The organism is Streptomyces sp. NPDC030296 (genome assembly GCF_055572815.1).
The window spans coordinates 133,697-159,103 of the sequence record NZ_JBVICQ010000011.1; the positions used below are offsets into that span (position 1 = coordinate 133,697).

The following is a 25,407-nucleotide window of genomic DNA, read 5'->3' on the forward strand; positions in this document are numbered from 1 at the left end:
ACATCGGCATTTCGTGTGCGTCCGGCGAGAGGTTTCCAGCATGAGCAGCGCACCGGCGGCGCCCCACGGGTGCGACTTCGAGTTCGACGTCGTACGGCGTGGCTACCGCCCCGACCAGGTCGACGCGTGCGCGGCGGCTCTCTCGCGTGACCGTGACGCGGCGTGGGAGCGGGCGGCCCGGCTGACCGTGCTCGCCAAGGAGATGGGCGCGGAGCTGGCCCGGCTCCGGGAGACCGTCGCCGGGCTGCCCCAGCAGACGTACGAGGCGCTCGGCGGGCGGGCGCGGCAGTTGTTCGACCTGTGCGTGGAGGAGGCGGCGGCGCTGCGGGAGGGCGGGCGTGCCGATGCCCGGCGGTTGGTCGAGGAGGCCGAGGCGGCCGCGCGGCGGCTGCGGGAGGAGTCGCGGGCGTACGCCGACCAGGTGCGTGGCGAGGCGGACGAGCGGGCCCGGCAGCGGGTGCTCTCGGCGCGGGCGCAGGCCGACGATCTGCGGATCGCCGCGCGGCTGTCCGTGAAGGAGGGGCGGACCGAGGCGCTGGCCGCGCTGCGGGAGGTGCGGGAGCGCACCGAGGGGATGCTCACGGAGATCGACAAGGAGTTCGCCGAGCGGGTGGCCGACATCGAGCGGGCGGTCGCCGAGCGCGAGGCCGTGTTCGACGCGCGCCACGCGGAGCGGGTCGCCCGCGCGGAGGCCGCGGTCGTCGAGGCGGAGCAGACTCTCGCCGAGGCGGAGCGGCAGGCGGCGCAGTTGCAGACGCAGGCGGAGGCCCGTGCCGCCGAGGTGATCGCGGAGGCTCGGGTCCGGGAGGAGCGCGTCGCACGGGACACCGAGCGGGTCCTGCGCGAGCACGCCGAGCGCGGAGAGGGACTGAAGGTACAGATGGACTACGTCCGCGACAGCCTGTCGGCCCTCACGGACTGAGGGCCGGGACTGAGGGGCGCTGGGCTGAGGGTCGTGGGCCGAGGGCCGATGCCGGCCGGGACTGAGGGCTGCCCCGGCCGGGGGCCGACCCCGTTTCACGTGCTTGTTCCCGGCCGGGGGCGATCGCGGTTGTGGGGCCAGTTCCCGGCCGGGGGCAATCCCCGTCGGGCGCTCAGCACGGCCAGGGGCCGGCCTCGGCCGGTGGCACTCGGCGGGCTCAGCTTTCGGGGCCGCTCCTCACCGCTCCCGCGAGGATCCAGCCCTCCACCGCCTCGTACTGCCTGCGCTGTTCCTCCGCCCTGCCGCGGCCGGACCACACCGTGCCCAGCCAGCCGCACGCGAAGCCCAGCGGGATGGAGACCAGGCCCGTCGTGGTGAACGGGAACCAGTTGAAGTCGGCGCGCGGGAACGCGGCGAACGGGGAACCGGACACGAGGTTGGTGCCGGTCATCAGGACCAGGACGGCGAGCGAGCCGCCGATGAGCGTGCACATCAGGCCCGTACGGGTGTAGCGGCGCCAGAAGAGGCCGTACACCAGCGCGGGGGCGATCGCCGAGGCGCCCAGGCAGAACGAGAGGGTGACCAGCGGCTGCAGGCTGCGGTTCTGGACCAGTGTGGCGAGGACGATCGCGGTGACACCGACGGCGCCCGCGGAGAGCCGGGCGATGGTCATCTCGCGGCGGGGCGTGAGGGGCTCGGACGCGACGGCCGCGAAGACGTCGTGGGCCAGGGAGTTGGCGCAGGCGAGGATCATGCCGGCGACCGAGGCGAGCAGCGTCAGGAAGACCGCCGTGGCGACCGTGGTGAACAGCAGCGTCTCCGCCGTGGACACCTCCGTGCCGAACGCCGCCATCGAACCCAGCAGATACGCCGTGTTGCCCTGGGCGTCGGCCGCCGCGATGACCTCGCGGCCGATCAGGGCCGTCGCGCCGAAGCCGACCACCGAGATGATCAGCACGAACAGGGCGACCGACGGCACCGCCCACGACAGAGAGCGGCGGACCTGACGGGCGCTGCGCGCGGTGTACATGCGCATGGTGACGTGGGGCAGGCAGGCGCCGCCGAGGACGACGGTCAGCTGGGCGCTGATCATGTCGAGTTCCGGGTACGGGCCGCCCGAGAACTGGAGCCCCGAGTGGAGGTAGCCGGTACCGACACCGCTCTTCGCCGCCGCGGCGCCCAGCAGCAGGCCGGGGTCCCAGTCGAACCTGTTCAGGATCAGTACGGCGATGACGCCGCCGGAGCCGAGCAGCATCACGATCTTGATGATCTGGATGAGGGCGGTGCCCTTCATCCCGCCGATCGCCGCGTAGCCGATCATCAGCGCGCCGACGATCACCACGACACCGGTCTTCAGGCTGTCGTTGGAGAAGCCGAGGATGAACGCCAGCAGGTCACCGGTGCCGGCCAGCTGCACCAGCATCATCGGCATCAGCGCCGCGAGCGTCACGACGCACGCCGTGATGCGCACGATCCGGCCGGGCATCCGCCGGGCCAGCGCGTCGCCCATCGTGAACCGGCCCGCGTTGCGCAGGGGTTCGGCCAGCAGGAACATCAGCAGCATCAGGGACAGGGCCGTGCTGAGGGCGAGGACGACACCGTCGTAGCCGAAGAGGGCGATCACCCCGCCGGTGCCGAGGACCGTCGCCGCGGAGATGTAGTCGCCGGCGATCGCCAGGCCGTTGCGCATGGGGGAGAGCGAGCTGTAGCCGGTGTAGAACTCGTCGAGGTCGTCCCGGTCGGGCCCGGTCATCACGCACAGCAGCAGCGTGACCGTCGCGACCGCGGTGAACCCCACGAGCGACATGGCCTGCGCCGACCCGCTGAACTCGGTGAGGACACCGGCGGCGGTGGGGAGGGAGGAGGGGGCGGTGGTGAGGGAGACGGCGGTGGTGATCATCGGGCGGGCCCCCACGAGGAGTTCTGGTTGGTGCCCCGTCGGGGGGTGCGGTCCGTGCTGCGGCGGGTGCGGTCCGCCTCGCGCTTGGCGTCCCGGCGCGTCTCGGCCTCCGCGAGCCGGCGTATCCGGTCCGCGAGCGGGTCCACGCGGCGGCGCGCGGTGCGTTCGTACAGCCAGATCGCCAGGCAGGTCACCGGCACCTGGAGCAGCCCGAGCAGCAGCCCCGTCGACAGCCCGCCGCTGACCGTGCCCGTCATGAACGACGGGGCGAACGCCGAGAGCATCAGGAACAGCAGGAAGTAGCCCAGCGCGGTCAGCGTCGCCACCCGCCGCTGCCACCGGTAGGCGCTGCGGAGCAGACGGAGGTCGCTGTGGTGGTGCACGAGGGGGTCGTCGGGCTCGTCGGGGAGCGGCGGCGCGACGGACGGCTCGAACGCGGACGGGTACCCCGTCGCGTACGTGGGCGAGGAATGCGACGCGTAAGAGGGCGAGGACTGCGGCGCGTACGTGGGTGAGGACTGCGGTCCGCCGTACGCGGGGGAGGGTTGCTGCGGATGTGAGGGGGGGTGCGGTGGGCGGTAGGGGGGTCGGTGCGGGGGTGACGAGAACGGGTCGGTCATCCCTTGTCTCCTTGCGTGGCTCTGGTCCGGTGCCTGCGGACCGCAGGGAGCGGGGGGCGGGCGTGAACGCTACCCGTGGGTTCGGTACCGCGCGACAGTTTCCGCAAACTGAGCGGTCGGTATGCGCTTTCTTCTTGGAAACCGCACTGACCTGGGGTGTTACCCGGATTAACTCAGGTTTTTTTAGTCCCTCTGCCGTGCCGCTGCCGAGCCGCGCTGTTCAGTCCTTCAGGACCGGGAACCTGCGCGGCGCCACCACCAGCAGCACCAGCAGCGCGACCGTCGCCGCGCACGCCGCTCCCAGGTACACCGCGTGGACCGCCTGCGCGACCGCGCGGCGGACCGGCTCCGCCGTCGTGCCCGCGTCCAGGCCGTGGGTGACCGCGTCGAGGTCGCCCGCGCCACCCAGGCGGGAGGCCAGCACACCGTTCGCGACCGCGCCGAAGACCGCCGCGCCCAGGGTCTGGCCCGTCTGGCGGCAGAAGAGGATCGACGCCGTCGCCGTGCCCCGCTCCTCCCAGCCCACCGTCGACTGCACGCCCACGATCAGGGGGAGCTGGAACAGGCCCAGCGCGGCGCCCAGCAGCAGCATCAGCAGGGTCGGCTGCCAGGCCTCGCCCGGGTAGGGGAGGAGAGGGAACGCGAACAGCAGCAGTGCCGCCGCCGTGATGCCCAGGATCGCCGTGTCCCGGAAGCCGATGCGCCGGTAGACGTGCTGGCTCAGGGCCGCCGACAACGGCCAGCTCAGCGTCCAGACGGAGACGACGAAGCCGGCGGCCACCGGGGCCAGGCCCAGGACGGACTGGGCGTAGGTCGCCAGGAACACCGTCGGCGCCACCATCAGCAGGCCCAGCGCGGCCAGCGCCAGGTTCACGGCCGCGATCGTGCGGCGGCGCCACACCCAGCCGGGGATGACCGGTTCCGCGGCGCGGCGTTCGATCAGGACCAGTGCCACGACGAGAGCGACCCCCGTGCCCAGCAGGGTCAGGGAGGGCCAGGACAGCCAGGCCCAGGCCACTCCGCCCTGCACCAGCGCCGTCAGGAGGGCGCCCCCGCAGGCGAAGATCGTCAGGGCGCCGGCCCAGTCGACCCGGGGCCGCGCGGTCCGCTCCCGGACCGGCTCGTGCAGATGCCGGACCAGGAGCCACAGGGCCGCCGCGCCGAGCGGGAGGTTGATCAGGAAGATCCAGCGCCAGTCCGCGTAGGCGGCGAGGACCCCGCCCACTCCGGGGCCGGCCACCGCGGACACCGCCCACACCGTGGACAGCTTGGACTGGATCTTGGGGCGCTCCTCCAGGGGGTAGAGGTCGGCCGCCAGCGTCTGCACCGTGCCCTGCAGTGCCCCGCCGCCCAGGCCCTGGACGATCCGGAAGGCGATCAGCGCGCCCATGTTCCAGGCCAGCGCGCACAGCAGTGAGCCCAGCAGGAACAGGGCGGCGCCGGCGATCAGCACCGGCTTGCGGCCGAAGGTGTCGGAGAGCTTGCCGTAGAGGGGGAGGGTGACGGTGACGGCGAGGAGGTAGCCCGAGAACAGCCAGGAGAAGACGGAGAAGCCGCCGAGGTCGGCGACGATCTGCGGGACGGCGGTCGAGACGATCGTGGAGTCCAGCGCGGCCAGGCCCATGGCCAGCATGAGCGCGGCGGTGACCGCTCCTCGTCTGCCGGATCCGGTGTGCTGTGCCGTGTCGCGGAGCGCGGGTCGCGTGTCGCCCACCGGATTCCTTCCCCCTGCATCTATCTGCCGGGGACCACCATGCCACTTGTCCCTCACGCCACGGCAGGGTGCAGCCTGAGTGCGCCGGAAGGTGGAGTCGAACCCTGAGACCGGCTCCACCCCTCGATGGAGGTCCCTTAGGGGTATCTCCGTACTCCGGCCAGGGGCGGGTTCGTACCGCCGGAGGAAGAGACGGGACGGTACCCGTCCTTAACCTGGCTTTACGCCGCTGGGGGGCGGTGCACCGGGGCCCACGGGGGGTGGGGACCGGACCCGCGGGGGTGGGGTTTTCCCCAGCAGAAGACTGCGCCGAGCACCAGCGCGCGGGACACCCCTGGGCCACCAGACTCAAGGCACCACCGAGCGACAGCACCACCGCTGACCAACAGCACCATCTGCTGACCGACTTAGGAGACATACCGTGACATCGGCTGTGACCATCACCAGGCACGGGGGCACTGGAGGGCGTACGGCCGTTGCCGCGCGGGCGCGGCAGGTCGTGAAGGCGTACGGGTCCGGCGAGACCCGTGTCGTCGCCCTCGACCATGTGGACGTGGACATCGCGCGGGGTCAGTTCACCGCGATCATGGGGCCCTCGGGGTCCGGCAAGTCCACGCTCATGCACTGCCTCGCCGGACTCGACACCGTGACGAGCGGTCAGATCCACATCGACGACACCGAGATCACCGGCCTGAAGGACAAGAAGCTCACGCAGCTGCGCCGGGACCGGATCGGGTTCATCTTCCAGGCGTTCAACCTGCTGCCCACGCTGAACGCCCTCGAGAACATCACGCTCCCCATGGACATCGCCGGGCGCAAGCCCGACAAGGAGTGGCTCGGCCGGGTCGTGGAGACCGTCGGGCTCGCCCAGCGGCTGAAGCACCGGCCGACCCAGCTCTCCGGCGGCCAGCAGCAGCGCGTCGCCGTGGCCCGGGCCCTGGCCGCGCGCCCCGAGATCATCTTCGGGGACGAGCCGACCGGCAACCTCGACTCGCGGGCCGGCGCCGAGGTGCTGGGCTTCCTGCGGCGATCCGTCGACGAACTGGGCCAGACCATCGTCATGGTCACCCATGACCCGGTGGCCGCCTCCTACGCCGACCGCGTGCTGTACCTGGCGGACGGGCGCATCGTCGACGAGATGCACCAGCCGACGGCCGACCAGGTCCTGGACCGCATGAAGGACTTCGACGCCCGGGGGCGCACGTCATGAGCGTGATGAGGACATCGATGCGCAACTTCTTCGCGCACAAGGGACGGATGGCGCTGTCGGCCGTCGCGGTCATGCTGTCGGTGGCGTTCGTGACGGGCACCCTCGTCTTCACCGACACCATGGGCACCACCTTCGACAAGCTGTTCGCGGCCACCTCCTCCGACGTCACGGTCTCCGCGGCCGGAGGTGAGCCCGACGAGGTGTCCCGGACCGGCCGCCCCGACTCCCTGCCCGCCTCCCTGGTGAAGGAGGTGGCCGCGGTCGAGGGCGCCAGGTCGGCGGAGGGCGCCGTCTCCTCGATGGACGTGACCGTCGTCGACCGCGACAACAAGAACATGGGGTCCTCCACCGGAGCCCCCACCATCGCGGGCAACTGGACGAAGAACGACCTCCGTTCCATGGAGATCACCTCCGGGCACGCCCCGCGCGGCCCGACCCAGGTGATGGTCGACGCCGACACCGCCGACAAGCACGGCCTGAAGCTCGGTGACGAGCTGCGCACCATCACCGTCAGCGGGGACATCACCGCGCGGATCGTCGGCATCGCCTCGTTCAAGGTGACCAACCCCGGTGCAGCCGTCGTCTTCTTCGACACCGCCACCGCCCAGCGCGGACTCCTCGGCGCCACCGGCCGGTTCACCCAGGTCAACGTCACCGCCGAGGCGGGCGTCAGCGACACCCGGCTGAAGCGGAACGTCAGCTCGGCCCTGGCGGCCCTCAAGGCCCGGGACGGACAGGGCGAGCAGGGCGCGAAGGGCGCCCGGGGGACGTCGTACAAGGTCCGTACGCAGCAGGAGACCGCGGACGCCAACCGCAGCGACGTCGACGAGTTCATGAACGTCATCAAGTACGGGATGCTCGGCTTCGCCGGGATCGCGTTCCTCGTCGGGGTCTTCCTGATCATCAACACGTTCTCGATGCTGGTCGCCCAGCGCACCCGCGAGATCGGTCTGATGCGGGCCGTCGGATCCTCCCGCGGACAGGTCAACCGGTCGGTGCTCGTCGAGGCGACGCTGCTCGGCGTCCTCGGCTCACTGATCGGTGTCGGCGCGGGCGTCGGCCTCGCGGTCGGGCTGATGAAGCTCATGTCGGCCGTCGGCATGGAACTGTCCACCCGCGACCTGACGGTGCGGTGGACGACCCCCGCCATCGGCATGCTGCTGGGCATCGTGGTCACCGTCCTCGCGTCCTATCTGCCCGCCCGCCGCGCGGGTAAGGTCTCCCCGATGGCCGCGCTGCGCGACGCCGGCACCCCGGCGGACGGCAAGGCCGGACTCCTACGGGGCCTGGTCGGCCTGGTGCTCACCGGCGCCGGTGCCTTCGCGCTCTACCTGGCGGCCACCGCCGACCAGGCGAAGCAGGGCTCGCTGATCCTCGGCGTGGGCATCGTCCTCAGCCTCATCGGCTTCGTCGTGATCGGCCCGCTCCTCGCGGGCGGTGTCGTGCGGGTGCTCAGCGCCGTGCTGCTGCGGGCCTTCGGCCCCGTCGGCCGGATGGCCGAGCGCAACGCCCTGCGCAACCCCCGCCGTACCGGCGCCACCGGCGCGGCCCTCATGATCGGCCTGGCCCTGGTCGCCTGCCTCTCCGTGGTCGGCTCCTCCATGGTGACCTCCGCCACCGCCGAGCTCGACAAGTCGGTCGGCGCCGACTTCATCATCACCGCGGGCAACGGCGGCAAGCCCCTCAACCCCGCCACCGTCAAGGCGGTCGAAGGGGTCGAGGGCCTCGGCCACGTCACCCGGATGAAGGAGACACCGGCCAGGGTGACCGCGCCCGACGGCACCTCCGAGTCGGGGCAGCTGCTCGCCGCCGAGGCCACCTACGCCGACGACCTGCGTCGGGAGACCGTCTCCGGTGACCTCGCGGCCGCGTACGGCACCGACGCGATGTCCGTCGGCTCCGAGTTCGCCGAGAAGGCGGGCGTGAAGGTCGGCGACACCCTGACCGTGGCCTTCGACGGGGGCCGCACCGCGAAGCTGCGGCTCGCGGCCATCACCTCCGACGACACGGGTCTCGACCAGGGCGCGATGTACACCAACCTCACGACCGTCGAACGCTATGTCCCGGCCGAGCGGGTGCCGCTGGACACGGCCCTGCTCGCCAAGGCGGACGAGGGCAGCAAGGACCAGGCGTACGCCGCGCTGAAGACGGCCGTCGCCAAGGACCCCACGGTCGAGGTCAGGGACCAGACCGACTACAAGCAGGCCCTGCAGGATCAGGTCGGTCAGCTGCTCAACATGGTGTACGGCCTGCTGGCCCTGGCGATCGTCGTCGCGATCCTCGGTGTCGTGAACACCCTCGCCCTGTCGGTGGTCGAACGCACCAGGGAGATCGGCCTCATGCGGGCCATCGGCCTCTCCCGCCGCCAGCTGCGCCGCATGATCCGCCTGGAGTCCGTGGTGATCGCCCTGTTCGGCGCGCTGCTGGGCCTGGGCCTGGGGATGGGCTGGGGCGCCACCGCCCAGCGGCTCCTCGCCCTGGAGGGCCTGGAGGTCCTGGACATCCCGTGGCCGACCATCATCGGAGTCTTCATCGGCTCGGCGTTCGTGGGCCTGTTCGCCGCCCTCGTCCCGGCGTTCAGGGCGGGACGGATGAACGTCCTCAACGCGATCGCGACGGACTGATGCCGGCGGGGGAAGGACCGGGGACGGGCTAGGAGGACCGGCCCCTCGGACCGGTACGGGGGTCCCGCCCGAGGGGCTGTGAAGACCGGGGACGGCGGGGCGTGGGGAATGATCTCCACGCCCCGCCGTTCTCGCGCCGCCTGGTCCCGCGGCGGTGTGCTGCCTGGCCCCGCGGCGGCGTGCCGCATGGTCCCGCGCGGGCCGGCGGGGGCGGGCGGGGGCGACGTCAGCCGGCGGCGCGGACGGCCTGGTAGTACTTCTTCGCCGTCTTCAGGCAGGCGGCCTTGGCCTGCCTGCGGATGGGCGGGGTCAGCGGGTCGGCCCAGAACTTCTGTCCGCAGGCACGGTTCATGTCGCCCAGGAATGCCTTGTCGATGCGGAGTTTGTGGGACCGCTTGAATGTGGCCTGGCCCGCGATCGTCTTGTAGTTGCGGTATCCGAAGTCGTGCCGGTAACAGGCGAACGAGAAGTCGTACCCGCCCCAGATCTTCTCCGGTGACGAATTGCAGTAGTTGGTGCTCCAGTTGAACTTGTACTTCGTGATCGCCGGCTTGTGCTGCCTGTGCTGCCCGAGCGCCGTGAACCACTTGGTCTGGGAGCCGGACGAGTTCGCCGTCAGGGTGCTCAGCTTCGACAGCTTCTGCGCCTTGGTGACGTCGGCGGCCGCCTGCCTGGAAGCCCCACCGTCCGCCGCGGCGGGACCATCGGCGAGGGCGGGTGCGGCGCCGGTCAGCAGAAGAACCGCCGAAAGGGTCGCGCCGGGAATTACTCTGCGTAACGTGGTCATGGTTTTCCCCGTTTCTGGTCGGCTGTTGCTCGGGAAGCGATCGTCACGGTGCCATGTCCGGGGAAGGGCGCCAATTGTCCCTTGGTGCAGTGCGCGGAATTGAAGAAGGTGTTCCGTATTCCCGTGGAATGGGATAGGGAGTCGGGGGGCGGGGTCACCCGGACGAGGCCGGCAGCAGCACTGAAAGGAGCGGTGCCCCCAGGGGCGCGGTGCCCTGAGGGGCGCGGGGAACTGCGCGAGCGACCACGACGGCCCGCAGCCCCGGGCGAACACACGGGCCCCCTGACAAGGCCTCCCACGGTTGTCCACAGGCTCCGCACCACCCCCACCACCCGTCGTACCCTGGACACCCCCGGCCCCTCCCATGAGGTCGGGCGCTCGTGTTGCCCCCGCTGTACCCCAGCCGCAGCCTGACCCCCGGACGGGAAACGCCCTTCATGAGCCTCCACGGTCTGCTTGACGCCGTAGTCAAGGACGCCCCCCTCGCGGAAGCGATCAGGGCCGCGGCCGACGGCCACCGCACCCACGTCGACCTGGTCGGCCCCCCGGCGGCCCGACCCTTCGCCGTCGCGGCCCTCGCGAGGGACGCGGGCCGCCCCGTACTCGCCGTGACGGCCACCGGCCGCGAGGCCGAGGACCTGGCGGCCGCCCTGCGCTCCCTCCTCCCCCCGGAGGGCGTCGTCGAGTACCCGGCCTGGGAGACCCTCCCCCACGAGCGCCTCAGCCCCCGCAGCGACACCGTCGGCCGCCGCCTCGCCGTCCTGCGCCGGCTGACCCACCCGCGCCCCGACGACCCGGAGACCGGCCCGGTCCAGGTCGTTGTCGCCCCCGTGCGGTCCGTCCTCCAGCCGCAGGTCAAGGGCCTCGGCGACCTGGAGCCCGTCTCCCTGCGCAGCGGCGAGAGCGCCGACCTGAACCGCACGGTCGAGGCGCTCGCGGCGGCCGCGTACTCCCGCGTGGAGCTGGTGGAGAAGCGCGGCGAGTTCGCCGTGCGCGGGGGCATCCTCGACGTCTTCCCGCCGACCGAGGAGCACCCCCTCCGGGTGGAGTTCTGGGGCGACGACATCGAGGAGATCCGGTACTTCAAGGTCGCCGACCAGCGCTCCCTGGAAGTCGCCGAGCACGGACTGTGGGCCCCGCCCTGCCGTGAGCTCCTCCTCACGGACGACGTGCGGGGGCGCGCCCGCGCCCTGGCCGAGCGCCACCCCGAGCTGGGTGAACTCCTGGGCAAGATCGCCGAGGGCATCGCCGTCGAGGGCATGGAATCCCTCGCCCCGGTCCTCGTCGACGACATGGAGTTGCTGATCGACGTCCTGCCGAAGGGCGCGATGGCGGTCGTCTGCGACCCGGAGCGGGTGCGCACGCGCGCCGCGGACCTGGTGGCCACCTCGCAGGAGTTCCTCCAGGCGTCGTGGGCGGCCACGGCCGGCGGCGGCGAGGCCCCGATCGACGTCGGCGCGGCCTCTCTGTGGTCCATCGCGGACGTCCGCGACCGTGCCCGTGAGCTGGACATGATGTGGTGGTCGGTGTCGCCGTTCGCCGCCGACGAGGAGCTGGACGGGGACACCCTCAAGCTCGGCATGCAGGCCCCCGAGACCTACCGCGGCGACACCGCGAAGGCGCTCGCCGACACCAAGGGCTGGCTCGCCGACGGCTGGCGCACGGTCTTCGTGACCGAGGGCCACGGCCCCGCCTCCCGCACGGTCGAGGTCCTCGGCGGCGAGGGCATCGCCGCCCGCCTGGAAGCCGATCTCGGGGAGATCGCCCCGTCGGTGGTGCACGTGGCGTGCGGCTCGATCGACTACGGCTTCATCGCCCCGTCCCTGAAGCTCGCCGTCCTCACCGAGACCGACCTGTCCGGGCAGAAGGCGGCCGGCAAGGACGGCGCCCGCATGCCCGCCCGCCGTCGCAAGACCATCGACCCGCTGACCCTCGAATCGGGCGACTACATCGTGCACGAGCAGCACGGCGTCGGCCGCTACATCGAGATGGTCCAGCGGACCGTGCAGGGCGCGACCCGCGAGTACCTCGTCGTCGAGTACGCCCCCGCGAAGCGCGGCCAGCCCGGTGACCGCCTCTACATCCCCACCGACCAGCTGGAACAGATCACCAAGTACGTCGGCGGCGAGGCACCCACGCTGCACCGCCTCGGCGGCGCCGACTGGACGAAGACCAAGGCGCGCGCCAAGAAGGCGGTCAAGGAGATCGCCGCCGACCTGATCAAGCTGTACAGCGCCCGCATGGCCGCGCCCGGCCACTCCTTCGGCCCGGACACCCCCTGGCAGCGGGAACTGGAGGACGCCTTCCCGTACGCGGAGACGCCCGACCAGCTGACCACGATCGCCGAGGTCAAGGAGGACATGGAGAAGACGGTCCCGATGGACCGCCTGATCTGCGGCGACGTGGGCTACGGCAAGACGGAGATCGCGGTCCGCGCCGCGTTCAAGGCCGTCCAGGACGGCAAGCAGGTGGCGGTGCTCGTCCCCACGACGCTCCTGGTGCAGCAGCACTTCGGCACGTTCAGCGAGCGGTACTCGCAGTTCCCGGTCAGCGTCAAGGCCCTGTCCCGCTTCCAGACGGACACCGAGGCCAAGGCCACCCTGGAGGGCCTGCGCGAGGGCTCGGTCGACATCGTCATCGGCACCCACCGCCTGTTCTCCTCCGAGACCAAGTTCAAGGACCTCGGGCTCGTCATCGTCGACGAGGAGCAGCGCTTCGGCGTCGAGCACAAGGAACAGCTGAAGAAGCTACGCGCCAACGTCGACGTCCTGACGATGTCCGCGACGCCGATCCCGCGAACCCTGGAGATGGCGGTCACCGGCATCCGGGAGATGTCCACGATCACCACCCCGCCCGAGGAACGCCACCCCGTCCTGACCTTCGTCGGCCCGTACGAGGAGAAGCAGATCGGCGCGGCCATCCGCCGTGAACTCCTGCGCGAGGGCCAGGTCTTCTACATTCACAACCGGGTCGAGTCGATCGACCGCGCGGCCGCCCGGCTGCGCGACATCGTCCCCGAGGCACGCATCGCCACCGCCCACGGCCAGATGTCGGAACAGGCCCTGGAACAGGTGGTCGTCGACTTCTGGGAGAAGAAGTTCGACGTGCTCGTCTCCACGACGATCGTGGAGTCAGGCATCGACATCTCCAACGCCAACACCCTGATCGTGGAGCGCGGCGACACCTTCGGCCTGTCCCAGCTCCACCAGCTGCGCGGCCGCGTCGGCCGAGGTCGCGAGCGGGGCTACGCGTACTTCCTGTACCCGCCGGAGAAGCCGCTGACGGAGACGGCGCACGAGCGCCTCGCCACGATCGCCCAGCACACCGAGATGGGCGCGGGCATGTACGTGGCGATGAAGGACCTGGAGATCCGCGGCGCGGGCAACCTCCTCGGCGGCGAGCAGTCCGGCCACATCGCGGGCGTCGGCTTCGACCTGTACGTCCGCATGGTCGGCGAGGCGGTCGCGGACTACCGGCGTCAGCTGGAGACCGGGGAGATCGAGGAGGAGCCGCCGCTGGAGGTCAAGATCGAGCTGCCGGTCGACGCGCACGTCCCTCACGACTACGCGCCCGGCGAGCGGCTCCGCCTCCAGGCGTACCGGGCGATCGCCTCCGTCAACACCGAGGCCGACATCGCCGCGGTACGCGAGGAACTCGTCGACCGCTACGGGAAGCTGCCCGAGCCGGTGGAGAACCTGCTGCTGGTGGCCGGGCTGCGGATGCTCGCGCGGGCCTGCGGTGTCGGCGAGATCGTGCTCCAGGGCAACAACATCCGCTTCGCGCCGGTGGAGTTGCGGGAGTCGCAGGAGCTGCGCCTGAAGCGGCTCTACCCGGGCACGGTCATCAAGCCGGCCGTCCACCAGGTGCTGGTGCCCCGCCCGAAGACGGCGAAGGTCGGCGGCAAGCCGCTGCTCGGGCGGGAGTTGCTGGGGTGGACGGGGGAGTTCCTGGCTTCGATTCTGGGGTCGTAGCTGTTTTTCGGTGACGGCTGGTCACCGTCCTGTGGACGGGAACAGCAGCTCCGTCGCCGTGCGGAAGACGTCCTCCGGGTCCTGGTCGCCGACCACGGCGTCGAGGTTGTGGCTGAGGAGCAGCGTCGCGAAGCCGTGGGAGAGGGACCAGGCGGCGATGCCGGCCAGCCGGGGGTCCGCTCCACCGAACTCGGGGCGGGCGGTACTGACCGCGATGCGCAGCCGCTCGCCCGACAGGGCGCGGGCGGTGGTCAGTTCGAGGTCGTCCTCGCGGAGCAGCTCCGGGCGGAACATCACCTGGAAGTGGGCCGGGTGCTCACGGGCGAAGCGGACGTAGCGGACGCCCGCGTCCCGCAGGTCGTCGGCCTCGGTGAGCGTGGTGGCCAGGAGCGCGTGGCCCTCGGCCGCGATCGCCGTGAGCAGCCCCGTGCGGTCCTTGAAGTGGTGCGCCGGCGCCGCGTGCGAGACGCCCGCGCGGCGGGCCAGGTCCCGCAGGCTGAGCGCGGAGGGCCCGTCGGCGGCGATGACATCGAGTGCGGCGCGGAGGATCGCGCGCCGTAGATCGCCGTGGTGGTAGGGGCGGTCGGGGCGGTCGGGCCCATCTGGACGGTTGGGCCCATTTGGACGGCTGGGCCTGTCAGGACGGTTCGGCCTGTCAGGGCGGTCGGCGTCGTCCCGGGAGTCGCTGCGCGGCATGGGGTCAGCGTACGCCCAATCTTGTCGTTGACAAGTTCGCGTGCGGTCCGGCAATCTTGTCAGTGACAAGTTCGGGCTCGGTCGTAGTGGCCGGGGGAGCGGCAAGGGGGATGCGTCATGTCCGAGAACGTCAGCGTGAGCGGTGTGGGTGCAGCAGTGGGCCGGGGCGAGGGCGACGGCGTCGCGCTGGGCGAGGTCCGCCGAATGTGGCACCTGCTGGAGCCGCTGCACGCCGTCTTCTATTACGCGCAGGAACCCTTCGAGGAGGCCGCCGCGCTGGGATACGACGTGACGGAGCGCTGGCCGAGCTACTTCGCCTACCGGGCGGCCCCGTTGGGCGCGGCCGGAAGCGAGCGGGTGGCCTCCGCCTTCTACAGCTTCAGCCCGCGCATGGTCGCCGAACACATCGAGCCGGCCTGGCGGACCGCGAGCCCGGAGGCCGTGCTTGCGGCCCGGGAGCGGGCGGTCGACCGCACGTACCGAGGGCTGTTCGGGGAGCGCGCGGACAGTCCCGAACTCGCGGAGGCCGCCGCCCTGGCCCGCCGCGCCGCCGAGTCCGTGAGTACCGCGGGCCGCCCGCTGGCCGCCGCCAACGCCGAACTGTCGTGGCCCGAGCCCGCGCACCTCCAGTTGTGGCGGGCGGCGACGATCCTGCGCGAGCACCGGGGGGACGGCCACCTCGCGGCCCTGTTGATCGCGGACCTCGACCCCGCCGAATCCCTCGTCTCCTTCGCGGCGATAGGCGCGGCCTCGGTGGCACGCTTCGAGAGCCGGGGCTGGACCCCGGCCGAGTGGTCGGCCGCCCGCGACCGCCTGGCCGCACGCGGACTGGTCGACGCCGACGGTACGGCCACGGAAGCCGGCCGGAGTCTGCGCCGGGAGGTCGAGCGGCACACCGACCGACTGGCCGCCGAGCCCTGGCAGTTCCTCGGCCCGGCGGACACCGCGCGACTCGCCGACCTGCTGGGCGAGTTCTGGGTCACCGCGATCGGCTCGGGTCTGCTGCCGTCGGAGACGACGCTGGGGATAGGCAAGGTGTGAGCCCGGAGCCGGTGCCTGCGCCGATCCGCCCCTTGCCCACGGGGGCTACGGTGTCGGCCGGAGTGGGCAGGGAACACAGGCAGGGCAACCGGACCGAAGCAACCAGCAAGGACAGTGAGGAGGGTCGCGTGGTGCGTCTGAGGGGTGGGGTGGCCGTCGCCGCCCTGGTACTGGTCGCCGCCGTCAGCGGCTGTGAACCGGGCACGGCGGGTTCCGCGGGGCCGGCGGACAACCCGGGCGGGGGAGGCCCCGCCCTGGCCGCGGCGGAGTCCCTGACCGTCAAGGGCCGTGCGCCGAAGACCGGTTACGACCGGGAGGAGTTCGGCAGCCCCTGGGCCGACACCGACTCCAACGACTGCGACACCCGGGACGACATACTCCGACGCGACCTGGAGGACGTGAAGTTCCGCGACGGGGACTGCCGGGTGGCCTCCGGTGTGCTCGACCCGGACCCGTACACCGGCGAGGACGTGTCGTTCGTACGGGGCCGCAGCCAGATCGACATAGACCACATCGTGGCCCTGTCCGACGCCTGGCAGAAGGGCGCCCAGAAGTGGGACGACAGCAAGCGCATAGCCCTGGCCAACGACCCGCTCAACCTTCTCGCGGTCGACGCGGGCACCAACCGGGGCAAGGGCGACGGTGACGCGGCCACCTGGCTCCCGCCCAACAAGGCCTACCGGTGCACGTATGTGGCCGCGCAGGTCGCCGTGAAGAAGAAGTACGAGCTGTGGGTCACCTCGGCCGAACAGGCCGCGATGAAGCGGGTGCTGAGCGCCTGCCCCGACCAGAAGCTCCCCAGCGGCGGAAACCCGACCAAGGCCCCGGCCCGCTTCCACGCGGACTGAGGCCCTGAGGGACCGCTGTACCGAGCCCCGGAGAAGACCGTGGCGTGCACCGTGACGTGCGGGGCGCGGGGCGCCTCGGACGCCGTGGGGCTCACGCGCGCTGCGGGGGCTCGTGCGGTGTGCCTGTCTCCCGCGCCCCGGGGCTCGTGCGGGTCGTGCCCGATGCGAGCCCCGGGGTGTCAGGTCAGCTCCAGTCCTTGTCCAGGTCGATGACCTTGCCCTTGGGGGCGTCGGCCGGGACCGGCTTGTTGTAGTCGGTGAAGCTCATGTCCCCCGGCTCCTTGGCGGACTTGCTCACGACCCGCAGGAGGTACGGCTTGCCCTTGGTGGCGACGGACAGGGTGTACCGGTCCTTGCCGTCCTTCTCGTGGAGGAGGATCGCGGGCGTGCCGTCGACCGTGGTGGTCTTGCCGCGCTCGGCGTCGGAGTTGGTGTCCTCGAAGTCGGCGAGCACGGTGTCCAGGTCGCAGAAGGCCGCCATCTCCTTGGAGTCCTTGGCGGTCGCGGACGTCTTGGTCCACTTGCCGGCCAGCATGTCCACGATCATGTCGGTCTCCTCCTTGGAGGAACCGCCCGCCTGGGCGCGCAGGAACGCCTCGTCGTACTTCATGTAGATCGTGTCGCCGGTCTTGATCAGGTCGGCCTTGCCGTCCTTCATGCCGATCGTGCCGGCGCAGTCGCCCTTCTTGTTGAGGGCCATGTCGAGGTTGATCGTGCCGCCGGCGCTGTCGTCCTGGATCTCGCCCTTCATCCGGAGCGAGTCGGCGTCGGAGGTGGCCTTCACGGCCTTGTCGGCGATCTCGCCGCCGCTCAGGCCGGAGAACGGCTCGTTCGACTTGTCCTCGCCGGGCAGGCAGCCGGTGAGCGAGAAGGTGGCCGCGGCGGCGATGCAGAGAGCGGCGAGTGCGGTGCGACGCATGGGAGGTCCCCCTGGGATGTGATGAGTGAACGGTGCCGCCGCCGCACGCGGGCACGGGTGTGCGTACGGCGGCGGACGTGAGCGGTGAGCGGTGATACCGGATCGGCGGGCGGTGACACCCGCTCGATGAGCGGAGGTGCCTGTCAGTAGGCGCGGGTGGCGAGTTGCTCGCCCGCCGAGTCGTAAACAGTGACGTGGCCCCGCTCGCCGTGCTTCCAGTCGGCGAAGGCGGCGGCGATCAGCCGGGCGGGACGGGTACCGCCGCCCGGTGGGCCGCCGGAGAGGTCCGTGAGGACATCGGTGGAGTCGGTCCCGTCCGCGGGTGGCGCGGGTCTGTACACATCGGTGACATGCGAGACGGCGACTCTCTCGGCGGAGGTGCCGTGAGTGTTCACAAAGCTCTTGAAGCGGTCGACGGATCCGGTGCCGTAGGAGGCGCTGTCACCGCTCCCGGCGTTCGCCGAGACCACACCGATGACGAGGAGACCGACCGCCGCATGCAGTGCGAGCTGCGCCTTCATGCCCATGGTCGTGCCTCCTCTCCTGGTGGATGACCGCACGACGGGGTGTGACCACCCGAGGCGGGCGGTCCGTCGTTCGATGAGTTAATCACAGCAGAGCTTGTGAACCGAGTCAACACGGTTCACGATAATGAGTAGGTACACGGCGTGAAGCGGTAGATCTTGCGTGTGTCGGTATGCTCAACGCCACACACCAGGTACGAGGGGAGCCGGGCGCGTGCAGGAGAACGGGACAGAGGTCACCGCCGCGGAGATCGCGCGGCTCGCCGGCGTCGGCCGCGCCGCCGTCAGCAACTGGCGCCGCCGCCACGCCGACTTCCCCAGGCCGGTCGGCGGCACCGAGACCAGCCCGTCCTTCGCGCTGACCGACGTCGAGGAGTGGCTGCGCAAGCAGGGCAAGCTCGCCGAGGTCCCGCTCAAGGAGCGGGTCTGGCAGCAGGTCACCGGCCACCCGGACGGCCCCGGCACGGCCCTGGTGCACGCCGGCTGCGCCCTGCTGTACCTCCACGACCGGCCCCTGGCCTGGCTGGAGTCGAGCGCCACGGACGACGACGAACAGCTGGCCGACTCTCTGGCCGACCACCTCGCGCAGCTTCTCGGCCCGCGTTTCGGCCCGCACGGCGAGCCCGCCGTGCACGCACCCACGGCCGCCGAGCTGCGGCCCTCGATCCCGCTGCTGCGGGGCGCCACGGAACTCGCGGCGGACCTGGGCGCGCGGCAGACCTTCGAGTTCCTGCTGGCCCGCCATCTCGACGCCAACCCCCGCCAGTACACGCTCACCCCGGGCGAGCTGGCCGAGCTGATGGCCGAGATCGCCGGGCCCGCCCGCACCGTGTTCGACCCGGCCTGCGGCACCGGCGCCCTCCTGCGCGCCGTCGCGCCCCGCCCCGGCCAGGAGCTCCACGGCCAGGACAGCGCCCCCGAACTGGCCGCCCTCACCGCGCTGCGGCTCGCCCTGCGCACCAAGAGCGCCATCCGCACCGCCGCCGGGGACAGCCTCCGCGCGGACGCCCACGAACACCTCAGGGCCGAGGCGGTGCTCTGCCACCCGCCGTTCAACGAGCGCAACTGGGGCCACGACGAACTCGCCTACGACCCGCGCTGGGAGTACGGCTTCCCGGCCCGCACCGAATCCGAACTCGCCTGGGTGCAGCACGCGCTGGCCCGGCTGGAGGACGGCGGCACCGCCGTCCTGCTGATGCCGCCGGCCGTCGCGAGCCGCCGCTCCGGGCGCCGTATCCGCGCCGACCTGCTGCGTCGCGGCGCCCTGCGCGCCGTGATCGCCCTGCCGGTCGGCGCGGCACCCCCGTACAACATCGGGCTGCACCTGTGGGTGCTGCGTCGGCCGGGCAGGACGCCGGCGCCGCCGGAGCTGCTGCTCGTGGACACCGGGCGGCTCGGCGCCGAGGGGCGGGGCGGGGTCGACTGGGCGGCCGTGGCGGCCGCCGTGCTGGAGGCGTGGAAGCCGTTCGACCGCACCGGCGAGGCCGTGGCACGCCCCGGGCTGAGCCGTTCGATGCCGGTCATCGAACTGCTCGACGACGATGTGGACCTGGCCCCCGCCCGGCATCTGCCGCCACCGGCCGCGGGCGGCTCAGCCGCGGAACTCGGCACCGTACGCGAACGCCTCGGCGAGACCCTGCGGCTGACCGCCGATCTCACGCCCCCGCTCGCCGACGAGACGCAGCCCCCGCGCTGGCCGCTCACCACCGTGGGGGAACTCGCGCGCGGCGGGGCCCTGTTGCTGCGCACCGGCGGGAACGGCCCCCACGCGCGGGTGCTCACCGACCACGACGTCCTGGCGGGCACGGCACCGTCGGGGACCCTCACCGAGACCGGGGAGGAGCCGGTGCTGGTGGAGCAGGGCGACATCGTCGTCCCCGTCCTCGGCGGCGGCGGGATCGCCCGCGTCGTCGACGAGGACACCGCCGGAGCCGCTCTCGGCCGCAACCTGACGCTCCTGCGCCCCGACCCGGCGGCGCTCGACGCGTGGTTCGTCGCCGGGTTCCTGCGCGGCACCGCCAACAGCCGCCAGGCCAGCAGTTACGCCTCCACCGCCAGCCGCCTCGACGTACGCCGCCTCCAACTGCCCCGACTGCCCCTGGAGCAGCAGCGCCGCTACGGCGAGCGGTTCCGGGCCCTCGCCGCCTTCGAGGACGCGCTCCGCGAGGCGGGCCGCCTGGGCACCCGACTCGTGCGCGGTATGTACGACGGACTGACGGACGGAACGGTCTCCCCGGACTGAAGACGACGAACTGCCCTTACGATCAGGTGGGTCCGTCGAACGATCGTGTGGATCCGCCGGGACGACCGACACGGTTCCACCGGACGGAACCACTCCGCTCCGGGCGGCGTGACCAGGACTGCAACGGTTGTCCACAACCCTGGACCGCTTGTCGTGGTCGACCTATACGCTCGGAACGACATCGCGGTCCACTTCCACCAGGCCTTCAGGAGCAGCCATGCACGGCCACGGCTACGCGCCGCAACAGCCCCCCGGCCCCTCGCAGGGGGCGCCGGTCACGCTGCGTGTGATCTTCGTGGTGGTCACCGTCATGAGCTGCGGCCTCCTCGGTTGGGCCAGCCTGCTGCGACTGGCCTCCGTCACCCGCAGACCGCGCGACTGGTTCCTGTTCGCCCTGGCGGTCGTGCACATCGTCGCGACGCTCTACATCATCGGCACCGACCCGGGCGAGGACGAGTTCACCACCTGGCGCGGCGACGTCGGCATGACGATGCTGTTCGGCGGACTCGTGGCCACCGTCGCGTACTACCTGTACGCGGACATACGCCACTTCAGCCCGTCCCGCACGGCCCCGCCCTCGGCGTACGCCCAGACCACGGTCTACTCCCAGCAGACGGGCTACAGCTACCCGCCGGCCCAGGTCCCGCAGCCGCAGCCCTACACCCCGGCCCCGCAGCCGCCCGTCCAGTCGCAGTCGACGCCGATCCCGGGTCCCCCCGTCCAGCCGGGGCCCGCGTCGGATCCGCAGCGTCCCGGCCCGGCCCGTATCGACCAGGTGCGCGCCGAACTCGACGAGCTCAGTGACTATCTCCGCAGAAACGAAGGAGACCGGTGACCCAGGGGACCGGACGCCTGATCACCGGCCGCTACGAACTGTCCACCCTCATCGGGCAGGGCGGCATGGGCCAGGTGTGGACGGCGTACGACCAGCGCCTCGACCGGCGGGTGGCGGTCAAGCTGCTGCGCCCGGACAAGGTCGCCGGCCAGGAGGCCGACGAGCTGCGCCGCCGCTTCGTGCGCGAGTGCCGGGTCACGGCCCAGGTCGACCACCCCGGCCTGGTCACCGTGCACGACGCGGGCAGCGAGGGCGAGGAGCTGTTCCTCGTCATGCAGTACGTCGACGGGGCGGACCTCTCCGACCACCTCGCCGAGCACGACCCCTACCCGTGGCAGTGGACGGTCGCGGTCGCCGCCCAGCTGTGCGCGGTGCTGTCCGCCGTGCACGCGGTGCCGATCATCCACCGCGACCTCAAGCCGCGGAACGTGATGGTCAAGCAGGACGGCACGGTCACCGTTCTCGACCTCGGTGTCGCCTCCGTGATGGACACCGACACCACCCGCCTCACCCACACCGGCTCGCCCATCGGCAGCCCCGCCTACATGGCCCCCGAGCAGGCCATGGGCGGCGCGGTCGGCCCGTACACCGACCTGTACGCCCTCGGTGTGCTGATGCACGAACTGCTCAGCGGGAACGTGCCGTTCACGGGCTCCACGGCCCTCGGCGTCCTCCACCGCCATCTGTACGAGCCGCCCGTCCCCGTCCGCCGGATCCGCCCCGAGGTCCCCGAGGCGCTGGAGACGCTGGTGCTGCGGCTGCTGTCCAAGGACCCGCAGCACCGCCCGTCCTCCGCGCAGGAGACCTACGAGCAGCTCCTGCCGCTCCTCCCGGCGCGCGGCATGCCCACGGGTTCGCCGCTGGATCCCACCCGCCCCTTCCTGCGCCCGCACGCCCCCTGGCCGGACCGCGCCCGGATCCCCGCGCCGCAGCCCTCCGCCGCCCCGGCGGAGGCCCCTCCGGTCGACAAGCCCGATGTCGCGGGCGCCGTCGACGAGGTCAAGCGGCTCCTCGGTGAGGGACGTATCACCCAGGCCGTCGACATCCTCGGCGCGATCCTCCCGGCCGCCGCCGCCCAGCACGGCGAGCACTCACCCGTCGTGCGCACCCTGCGCAAGCAGTACGCGGCCACGCTCATGGACGACGGGCAGTACCGCCGCGCCCTGCCCGAGCTGCGCCGCCTCGCCGACGAGCGGGCCGCCGAGGCGGGCCAGGCCGACCCGCAGTCCCTGCGCTTCCGCTACGACTCCGCCCAGTGCCTCGAACAACTCGGCGAACCCGCGGCGGCCCTCTCCGAGTACCGCTCGCTGCTGCCGTACTTCGAGAACCAGTACGTGGGCGGCGACCCCGAGCTGGCCCTCGACGTCCGCCGCCGCATAGGCCACCTGCTCCTCGCCCTCGGCGACCGCGGCGCCGCCCACGAGACCCTGGGCCGCCTCCTGCTGGACGTGGAGCGCCTGCGGGGCCCCGGCCACCCCCTGGCGGGCGAGGTCCGGCGAACCCTGCAGTGGCTGGGGCAGGTGCGCGGCTGACACCCACCGGCGGGCGTATGTTTTGCGCCGCCTTGGCCCAAGTTTGCCGCACCGTAGAGGCGGTGTTTCCCGAATGCGGAACCGACCCCGCTTAGCTGTGCACACACAGATCGATCAAGGGGTGGGGCCAACCATGTCCGAAGAGACGACCGACGGGACGACCAGCCGCAGACGGTCCGGGAGGCCGAGTCACCGGCAGTCACGGAAGCGCCGGTACATCGCCTGGACCGCGGCCGGGGCCGCCGTGCTCGCCGGGGCCGGCGTCGCCGCGCAGAACTCCCTCGCCACGACCACCGCATGGCCGTCCGCGAAGGTCTACACGGGCCGCGCCTTCGACACCTGCACGGCACCGTCCCTGTCCGCGATGAAGGCATGGAACACCGGCTTCTACGGCGCGGCGGCCGTCTACATCGGCGGCAAGAACCGCGGCTGCGCCCAGCCCAACCTCACCGCGTCCTGGGTGAAGTCGGTCGACACCCTCGGCTGGAAGCTCGTCCCGCTCTACGTGGGCGCCCAGCCGCCCTGCCAGAGCGGCTCCAGCCCCGAGGTGATCACCGCGTCGACAGCCGCCTCCCAGGGCGCCGCCGACGGAGCCGACGCCGTCGCCAAGGCCGCCGCCCTCGGAATGAAGCCCGGCAGCGCGCTCTACCTCGACATGGAGGCGTACGACATCACGAACACGGCGTGCGACGACGCCGTCCTCACCTATGTCCGGGCCTGGCACAAGGCGCTCGGCGCCAAGCAGTACCGCTCCGGCTTCTACGGCTTCAGCAGCTCCAGCGCCAAGGCGGTCGCCACGGCCACCGACCGCACGAACCTGCCGGGCAACCTCTGGTACGCCAAGTGGGACAAGGTCAACACGACGACCAGCGACTGGCCGTACGCCCCGACGCTGTACACCGGGCACCACCGCGCCCATCAGTACATGGTCAACAGCAAGGAGAGCCGCGGCGGCCACACGATCACCGTGGACCGTGACGCGTGGGACGCACCGGTGGCGATCGTCGGATGAGCGGACGGTGAGCGGCGTCCGGCGCGGGGCGCGGGCCGACGGGGGCGGCCTCCCGGTGCGGCGGTGCCGGAAGTCGGTGTGAATCGTTGGTCGAATGGCTGGCCGAGAGCAGGGCCACTGCCTACCATCGATCACCGCAAGACCTTGTGCACCGCCGCACAATCTCCTCGGGAGGCCAACTTGCACCGCCGTCGTCGCACCGCGCTCGTCCTCTCCGCCGCGATCGCCGCCGCGGCTCCCCTGCTGACCGCCTGCGGGAGCGACGCGCATCCCGGCGCCGCGGCCGTCGTGGGCAGCGAGCGGATCACGGTCGCGCAACTGGAGAACCGGGTGAACGACGTGCGCACCGCCCAGCGCGCCGCCAGCGGGGACGACGCCCAGTACCAGCGCCTCGTCGCGCAGACCGGCACCCTCACCCGCAACACGCTGAACGGCATGGTCCTGGAGAAGGTCCTCGACCGGGCGCTCGCGGACGCCGGTGTGACCGTCACCCGCAAGGAAGTCCAGAAGTACCGTTCCGACCTGGAGCACGAGGCGGGCGGCTCCGAGGCGCTGGAGGCGGCCTGGCTCCAGCAGTACAACGTCGCTCCCGAGCACCTGGAGGAGAGCCTCCGCAGCGACGTCGAGGTCCAGAAGCTCGCCACCGCGCTCGGCGCCGACATGAACAGCCCCGAGGGCGGCACCGTCTTCTGGAAGGCCATGGCCGACGCGTCCGAGGAACTCGGCGTCGACCTCAACCCGCGCTACGGCTCCTGGGGCGTGGCCCAGGACGGCCGGCTCGGCCTGGCGGACACCAAGACGCCGTGGGTCCGCGAGGTCACGAAGGCCACCCAGCAACAGCCGACCTGACCCACCCGGCAAGGGCCCACCGGCCGTCGCCGCACCGCGGTCCGCCGCCTCCCGACCGCCCGCCGCGCACGCCGGCCCTGCCTGTGGACGCACGCCGGCCCCTGCCTGTGGATAACTTCGGGGGCCGTCGGTGGCGTGGGTTACGTTCGTGGGGTGAACGCACACCGTCCCGACGACGCCCCCGACACCGCGGCCCCCGCCCCCGGCCCCGGCAGGGTCGTCCTGCTCACCACCAGCCACCGTGTCGCACCCGGTCTGCTCTCCTGGCCCGCCTGGCAGGCCCTGCGGGACGCCGACCGCGTCCTGTGCGCGGACGAGGCCCACCCGCAGCTGCCCTATCTGCGGGAGGCCGGCATCACGGTCGAGCAGGCCGCCCCGACCGCCGAGGACCTGGTCGACGCCTGCGCCGGCGACCGCACCGTGGTCGTCGTGGCGACCGCCGAGGGCGAACCCCGCCTCACCGACGGCCTGGCCCGCCTCGCCGGCTCCGGCCGCCTGCGGATGCCGTCACTGGAGCTTCTCCCCGCCTCCTACGACCTCCCCGGCGCCCGCCTCCTGGACCTGATCCAGGTCATGGACCGCATCCGCGAGGAATGCCCCTGGTCCTCGCGCCAGACCCACAAGGGCCTCGCCAAGTACGGCATCGAGGAGGCCTACGAACTGGTCGAGGCGATCGAGGAGGGCGACCGGGACGAACTCCGCGAGGAGCTGGGCGACGTCCTCCTCCAGGTCGTCTTCCACTCCCGGATCGCCGAGGAGGACCCCGAGGCGCCGTTCTCCATCGACGACGTCGCCGCCACCATCGTCACCAAGCTCATCCACCGCCACCCCCATGTCTTCGGCGACGCCACCGCCACCACCCCGGAGGAGGTCAAGGAGCACTGGCTGCGCACCAAAGCCGTCGAGAAGCGGCGCGAGTCGGTGACCGACGGCATACCCCTCGGCCAGCCCGGCCTGGCGCTCGCCTCGAAGCTCGCGTCCCGCGTCCGCACGGCCGGCCTGGACGTCCCGCTCCCCGCGGGCGACGGCATCGGGTACGAGCTGCTGGCGATGGCCGTGCGGGCCGAGGCCGAGGGCGTCGACCCGGAGGCGGCGCTCCGGGCGGCCGCCCGCTCGTACCGTGACGCCGTGCGGGCGGCCGAAGGGCTGAACGCTTAGTAC

General features: G+C 72.0%; 19 protein-coding genes. 12 read left to right on the top strand and 7 right to left on the bottom strand.

Going from position 1 to position 25,407, the window contains the following annotated elements; translation table 11 throughout:
• Positions 1-40: 40 nt before the first annotated feature.
• The gene (locus ACZ4Z3_RS29745) at positions 41-922 is read left to right on the top strand and encodes a cellulose-binding protein (protein WP_468503916.1); all 882 of its coding nucleotides are present in this window, start codon (positions 41-43) and stop codon (positions 920-922) included.
• Positions 923-1,139: 217 nt separating this feature from the next.
• Here the strand turns inward: ACZ4Z3_RS29745 and ACZ4Z3_RS29750 are convergent, their stop codons facing one another.
• The 3 genes from ACZ4Z3_RS29750 to ACZ4Z3_RS29760 form a co-directional block, all read right to left on the bottom strand.
• Positions 1,140-2,729 (bottom strand): sodium/solute symporter, encoded by a 1,590-nt coding sequence (locus ACZ4Z3_RS29750; protein ID WP_468504041.1) that lies wholly within the window; start codon positions 2,727-2,729, stop codon positions 1,140-1,142.
• An 89-nt stretch (positions 2,730-2,818) separates the two neighbouring features.
• The gene (locus ACZ4Z3_RS29755; protein ID WP_468503917.1) at positions 2,819-3,442 is read right to left on the bottom strand and encodes a DUF485 domain-containing protein; all 624 of its coding nucleotides are present in this window, start codon (positions 3,440-3,442) and stop codon (positions 2,819-2,821) included.
• A 220-nt stretch (positions 3,443-3,662) separates the two neighbouring features.
• A complete protein-coding gene (locus ACZ4Z3_RS29760) occupies positions 3,663-5,156 on the bottom strand; it encodes an MFS transporter (protein WP_468503918.1) in 1,494 nt (497 codons plus the stop codon).
• Between the two features lie 421 nt (positions 5,157-5,577).
• Here ACZ4Z3_RS29760 and ACZ4Z3_RS29765 point away from each other — a divergent pair, with 421 nt between their 5' ends.
• Together ACZ4Z3_RS29765 and ACZ4Z3_RS29770 are read left to right on the top strand one after the other, a co-directional pair.
• On the top strand, positions 5,578-6,366 hold the full coding sequence (locus ACZ4Z3_RS29765) for an ABC transporter ATP-binding protein (RefSeq protein WP_468503919.1): 789 nt from the start codon (positions 5,578-5,580) through the stop codon (positions 6,364-6,366).
• Positions 6,363-8,990, top strand: a complete 2,628-nt coding sequence (locus tag ACZ4Z3_RS29770) for an ABC transporter permease (RefSeq protein ID WP_468503920.1) — start codon at positions 6,363-6,365, stop codon at positions 8,988-8,990. The genes ACZ4Z3_RS29765 and ACZ4Z3_RS29770 overlap by 4 nt, the downstream gene beginning before the upstream one ends.
• 226 nt (positions 8,991-9,216) lie before the next feature.
• Here ACZ4Z3_RS29770 and ACZ4Z3_RS29775 read toward each other — a convergent pair whose 3' ends face one another.
• Positions 9,217-9,777 carry a phospholipase A2 gene (locus ACZ4Z3_RS29775; RefSeq protein WP_468503921.1) on the bottom strand — a complete coding sequence of 187 codons (561 nt, stop codon included), beginning with the start codon at positions 9,775-9,777 and terminating at the stop codon, positions 9,217-9,219.
• 437 nt (positions 9,778-10,214) lie between these two features.
• Between ACZ4Z3_RS29775 and mfd the strand changes: the two genes are divergently transcribed.
• On the top strand, positions 10,215-13,748 hold the full coding sequence (gene mfd, locus ACZ4Z3_RS29780; RefSeq protein ID WP_468503922.1) for a transcription-repair coupling factor: 3,534 nt from the start codon (positions 10,215-10,217) through the stop codon (positions 13,746-13,748).
• 21 nt (positions 13,749-13,769) lie between these two features.
• Here the strand turns inward: mfd and ACZ4Z3_RS29785 are convergent, their stop codons facing one another.
• Positions 13,770-14,444, bottom strand: a complete 675-nt coding sequence (locus ACZ4Z3_RS29785; protein ID WP_468503923.1) for a TetR/AcrR family transcriptional regulator — start codon at positions 14,442-14,444, stop codon at positions 13,770-13,772.
• A gap of 204 nt (positions 14,445-14,648) precedes the next feature.
• Here ACZ4Z3_RS29785 and ACZ4Z3_RS29790 point away from each other — a divergent pair, with 204 nt between their 5' ends.
• Positions 14,649-15,485, top strand: coding sequence for an SCO6745 family protein (locus ACZ4Z3_RS29790; protein ID WP_468504042.1), 837 nt, complete (start codon positions 14,649-14,651; stop codon positions 15,483-15,485).
• A 128-nt stretch (positions 15,486-15,613) separates the two neighbouring features.
• Entirely contained in the window at positions 15,614-16,333 is a 720-nt protein-coding gene (locus ACZ4Z3_RS29795; protein WP_468503924.1) for an HNH endonuclease family protein, read from the top strand.
• Between the two features lie 184 nt (positions 16,334-16,517).
• Here the strand turns inward: ACZ4Z3_RS29795 and ACZ4Z3_RS29800 are convergent, their stop codons facing one another.
• Together ACZ4Z3_RS29800 and ACZ4Z3_RS29805 are read right to left on the bottom strand one after the other, a co-directional pair.
• Complete coding sequence (locus ACZ4Z3_RS29800) at positions 16,518-17,252, bottom strand: hypothetical protein (RefSeq protein ID WP_468503925.1); 735 nt, start codon at positions 17,250-17,252, stop codon at positions 16,518-16,520.
• 143 nt (positions 17,253-17,395) lie between these two features.
• A complete protein-coding gene (locus ACZ4Z3_RS29805) occupies positions 17,396-17,779 on the bottom strand; it encodes a hypothetical protein (protein ID WP_468503926.1) in 384 nt (127 codons plus the stop codon).
• Between the two features lie 211 nt (positions 17,780-17,990).
• Between ACZ4Z3_RS29805 and ACZ4Z3_RS29810 the strand changes: the two genes are divergently transcribed.
• From ACZ4Z3_RS29810 to ACZ4Z3_RS29835, 6 genes are all read left to right on the top strand, one after another.
• Positions 17,991-20,018: an N-6 DNA methylase gene (locus ACZ4Z3_RS29810; protein WP_468503927.1), complete on the top strand. Its 2,028-nt coding sequence runs from the start codon at positions 17,991-17,993 to the stop codon at positions 20,016-20,018.
• A 217-nt stretch (positions 20,019-20,235) separates the two neighbouring features.
• On the top strand, positions 20,236-20,853 hold the full coding sequence (locus ACZ4Z3_RS29815; RefSeq protein ID WP_468503928.1) for a hypothetical protein: 618 nt from the start codon (positions 20,236-20,238) through the stop codon (positions 20,851-20,853).
• 38 nt (positions 20,854-20,891) lie between these two features.
• Positions 20,892-22,385: a serine/threonine-protein kinase gene (locus tag ACZ4Z3_RS29820; protein ID WP_276205783.1), complete on the top strand. Its 1,494-nt coding sequence runs from the start codon at positions 20,892-20,894 to the stop codon at positions 22,383-22,385.
• Positions 22,386-22,518: 133 nt separating this feature from the next.
• Positions 22,519-23,397, top strand: a complete 879-nt coding sequence (locus ACZ4Z3_RS29825; RefSeq protein WP_468503929.1) for a glycoside hydrolase domain-containing protein — start codon at positions 22,519-22,521, stop codon at positions 23,395-23,397.
• A 180-nt stretch (positions 23,398-23,577) separates the two neighbouring features.
• Positions 23,578-24,246 (top strand): SurA N-terminal domain-containing protein, encoded by a 669-nt coding sequence (locus tag ACZ4Z3_RS29830; RefSeq protein ID WP_468503930.1) that lies wholly within the window; start codon positions 23,578-23,580, stop codon positions 24,244-24,246.
• Positions 24,247-24,399: 153 nt separating this feature from the next.
• On the top strand, positions 24,400-25,404 hold the full coding sequence (locus tag ACZ4Z3_RS29835) for a nucleoside triphosphate pyrophosphohydrolase (RefSeq protein WP_468503931.1): 1,005 nt from the start codon (positions 24,400-24,402) through the stop codon (positions 25,402-25,404).
• The last annotated feature ends 3 nt before the right edge of the window (positions 25,405-25,407 follow it).

What these genes read in the sequence shown, in the direction of transcription:
- ACZ4Z3_RS29755 (WP_468503917.1), bottom strand. Translation starts at nt 3,442, where the DNA reads ATGACCGACCCGTTCTCGTCACCCCCGCACCGACCCCCCTACCGCCCA.
- ACZ4Z3_RS29825 (WP_468503929.1), top strand. Translation starts at nt 22,519, where the DNA reads ATGTCCGAAGAGACGACCGACGGGACGACCAGCCGCAGACGGTCCGGG.
- ACZ4Z3_RS29745 (WP_468503916.1), top strand. Translation starts at nt 41, where the DNA reads ATGAGCAGCGCACCGGCGGCGCCCCACGGGTGCGACTTCGAGTTCGAC.
- ACZ4Z3_RS29750 (WP_468504041.1), bottom strand. Translation starts at nt 2,729, where the DNA reads ATGTCGCTCGTGGGGTTCACCGCGGTCGCGACGGTCACGCTGCTGCTG.
- ACZ4Z3_RS29805 (WP_468503926.1), bottom strand. Translation starts at nt 17,779, where the DNA reads ATGGGCATGAAGGCGCAGCTCGCACTGCATGCGGCGGTCGGTCTCCTC.
- ACZ4Z3_RS29800 (WP_468503925.1), bottom strand. Translation starts at nt 17,252, where the DNA reads ATGCGTCGCACCGCACTCGCCGCTCTCTGCATCGCCGCCGCGGCCACC.
- ACZ4Z3_RS29815 (WP_468503928.1), top strand. Translation starts at nt 20,236, where the DNA reads ATGCACGGCCACGGCTACGCGCCGCAACAGCCCCCCGGCCCCTCGCAG.
- ACZ4Z3_RS29770 (WP_468503920.1), top strand. Translation starts at nt 6,363, where the DNA reads ATGAGCGTGATGAGGACATCGATGCGCAACTTCTTCGCGCACAAGGGA.
- mfd (WP_468503922.1), top strand. Translation starts at nt 10,215, where the DNA reads ATGAGCCTCCACGGTCTGCTTGACGCCGTAGTCAAGGACGCCCCCCTC.
- ACZ4Z3_RS29775 (WP_468503921.1), bottom strand. Translation starts at nt 9,777, where the DNA reads ATGACCACGTTACGCAGAGTAATTCCCGGCGCGACCCTTTCGGCGGTT.
- ACZ4Z3_RS29790 (WP_468504042.1), top strand. Translation starts at nt 14,649, where the DNA reads ATGTGGCACCTGCTGGAGCCGCTGCACGCCGTCTTCTATTACGCGCAG.
- ACZ4Z3_RS29785 (WP_468503923.1), bottom strand. Translation starts at nt 14,444, where the DNA reads ATGCCGCGCAGCGACTCCCGGGACGACGCCGACCGCCCTGACAGGCCG.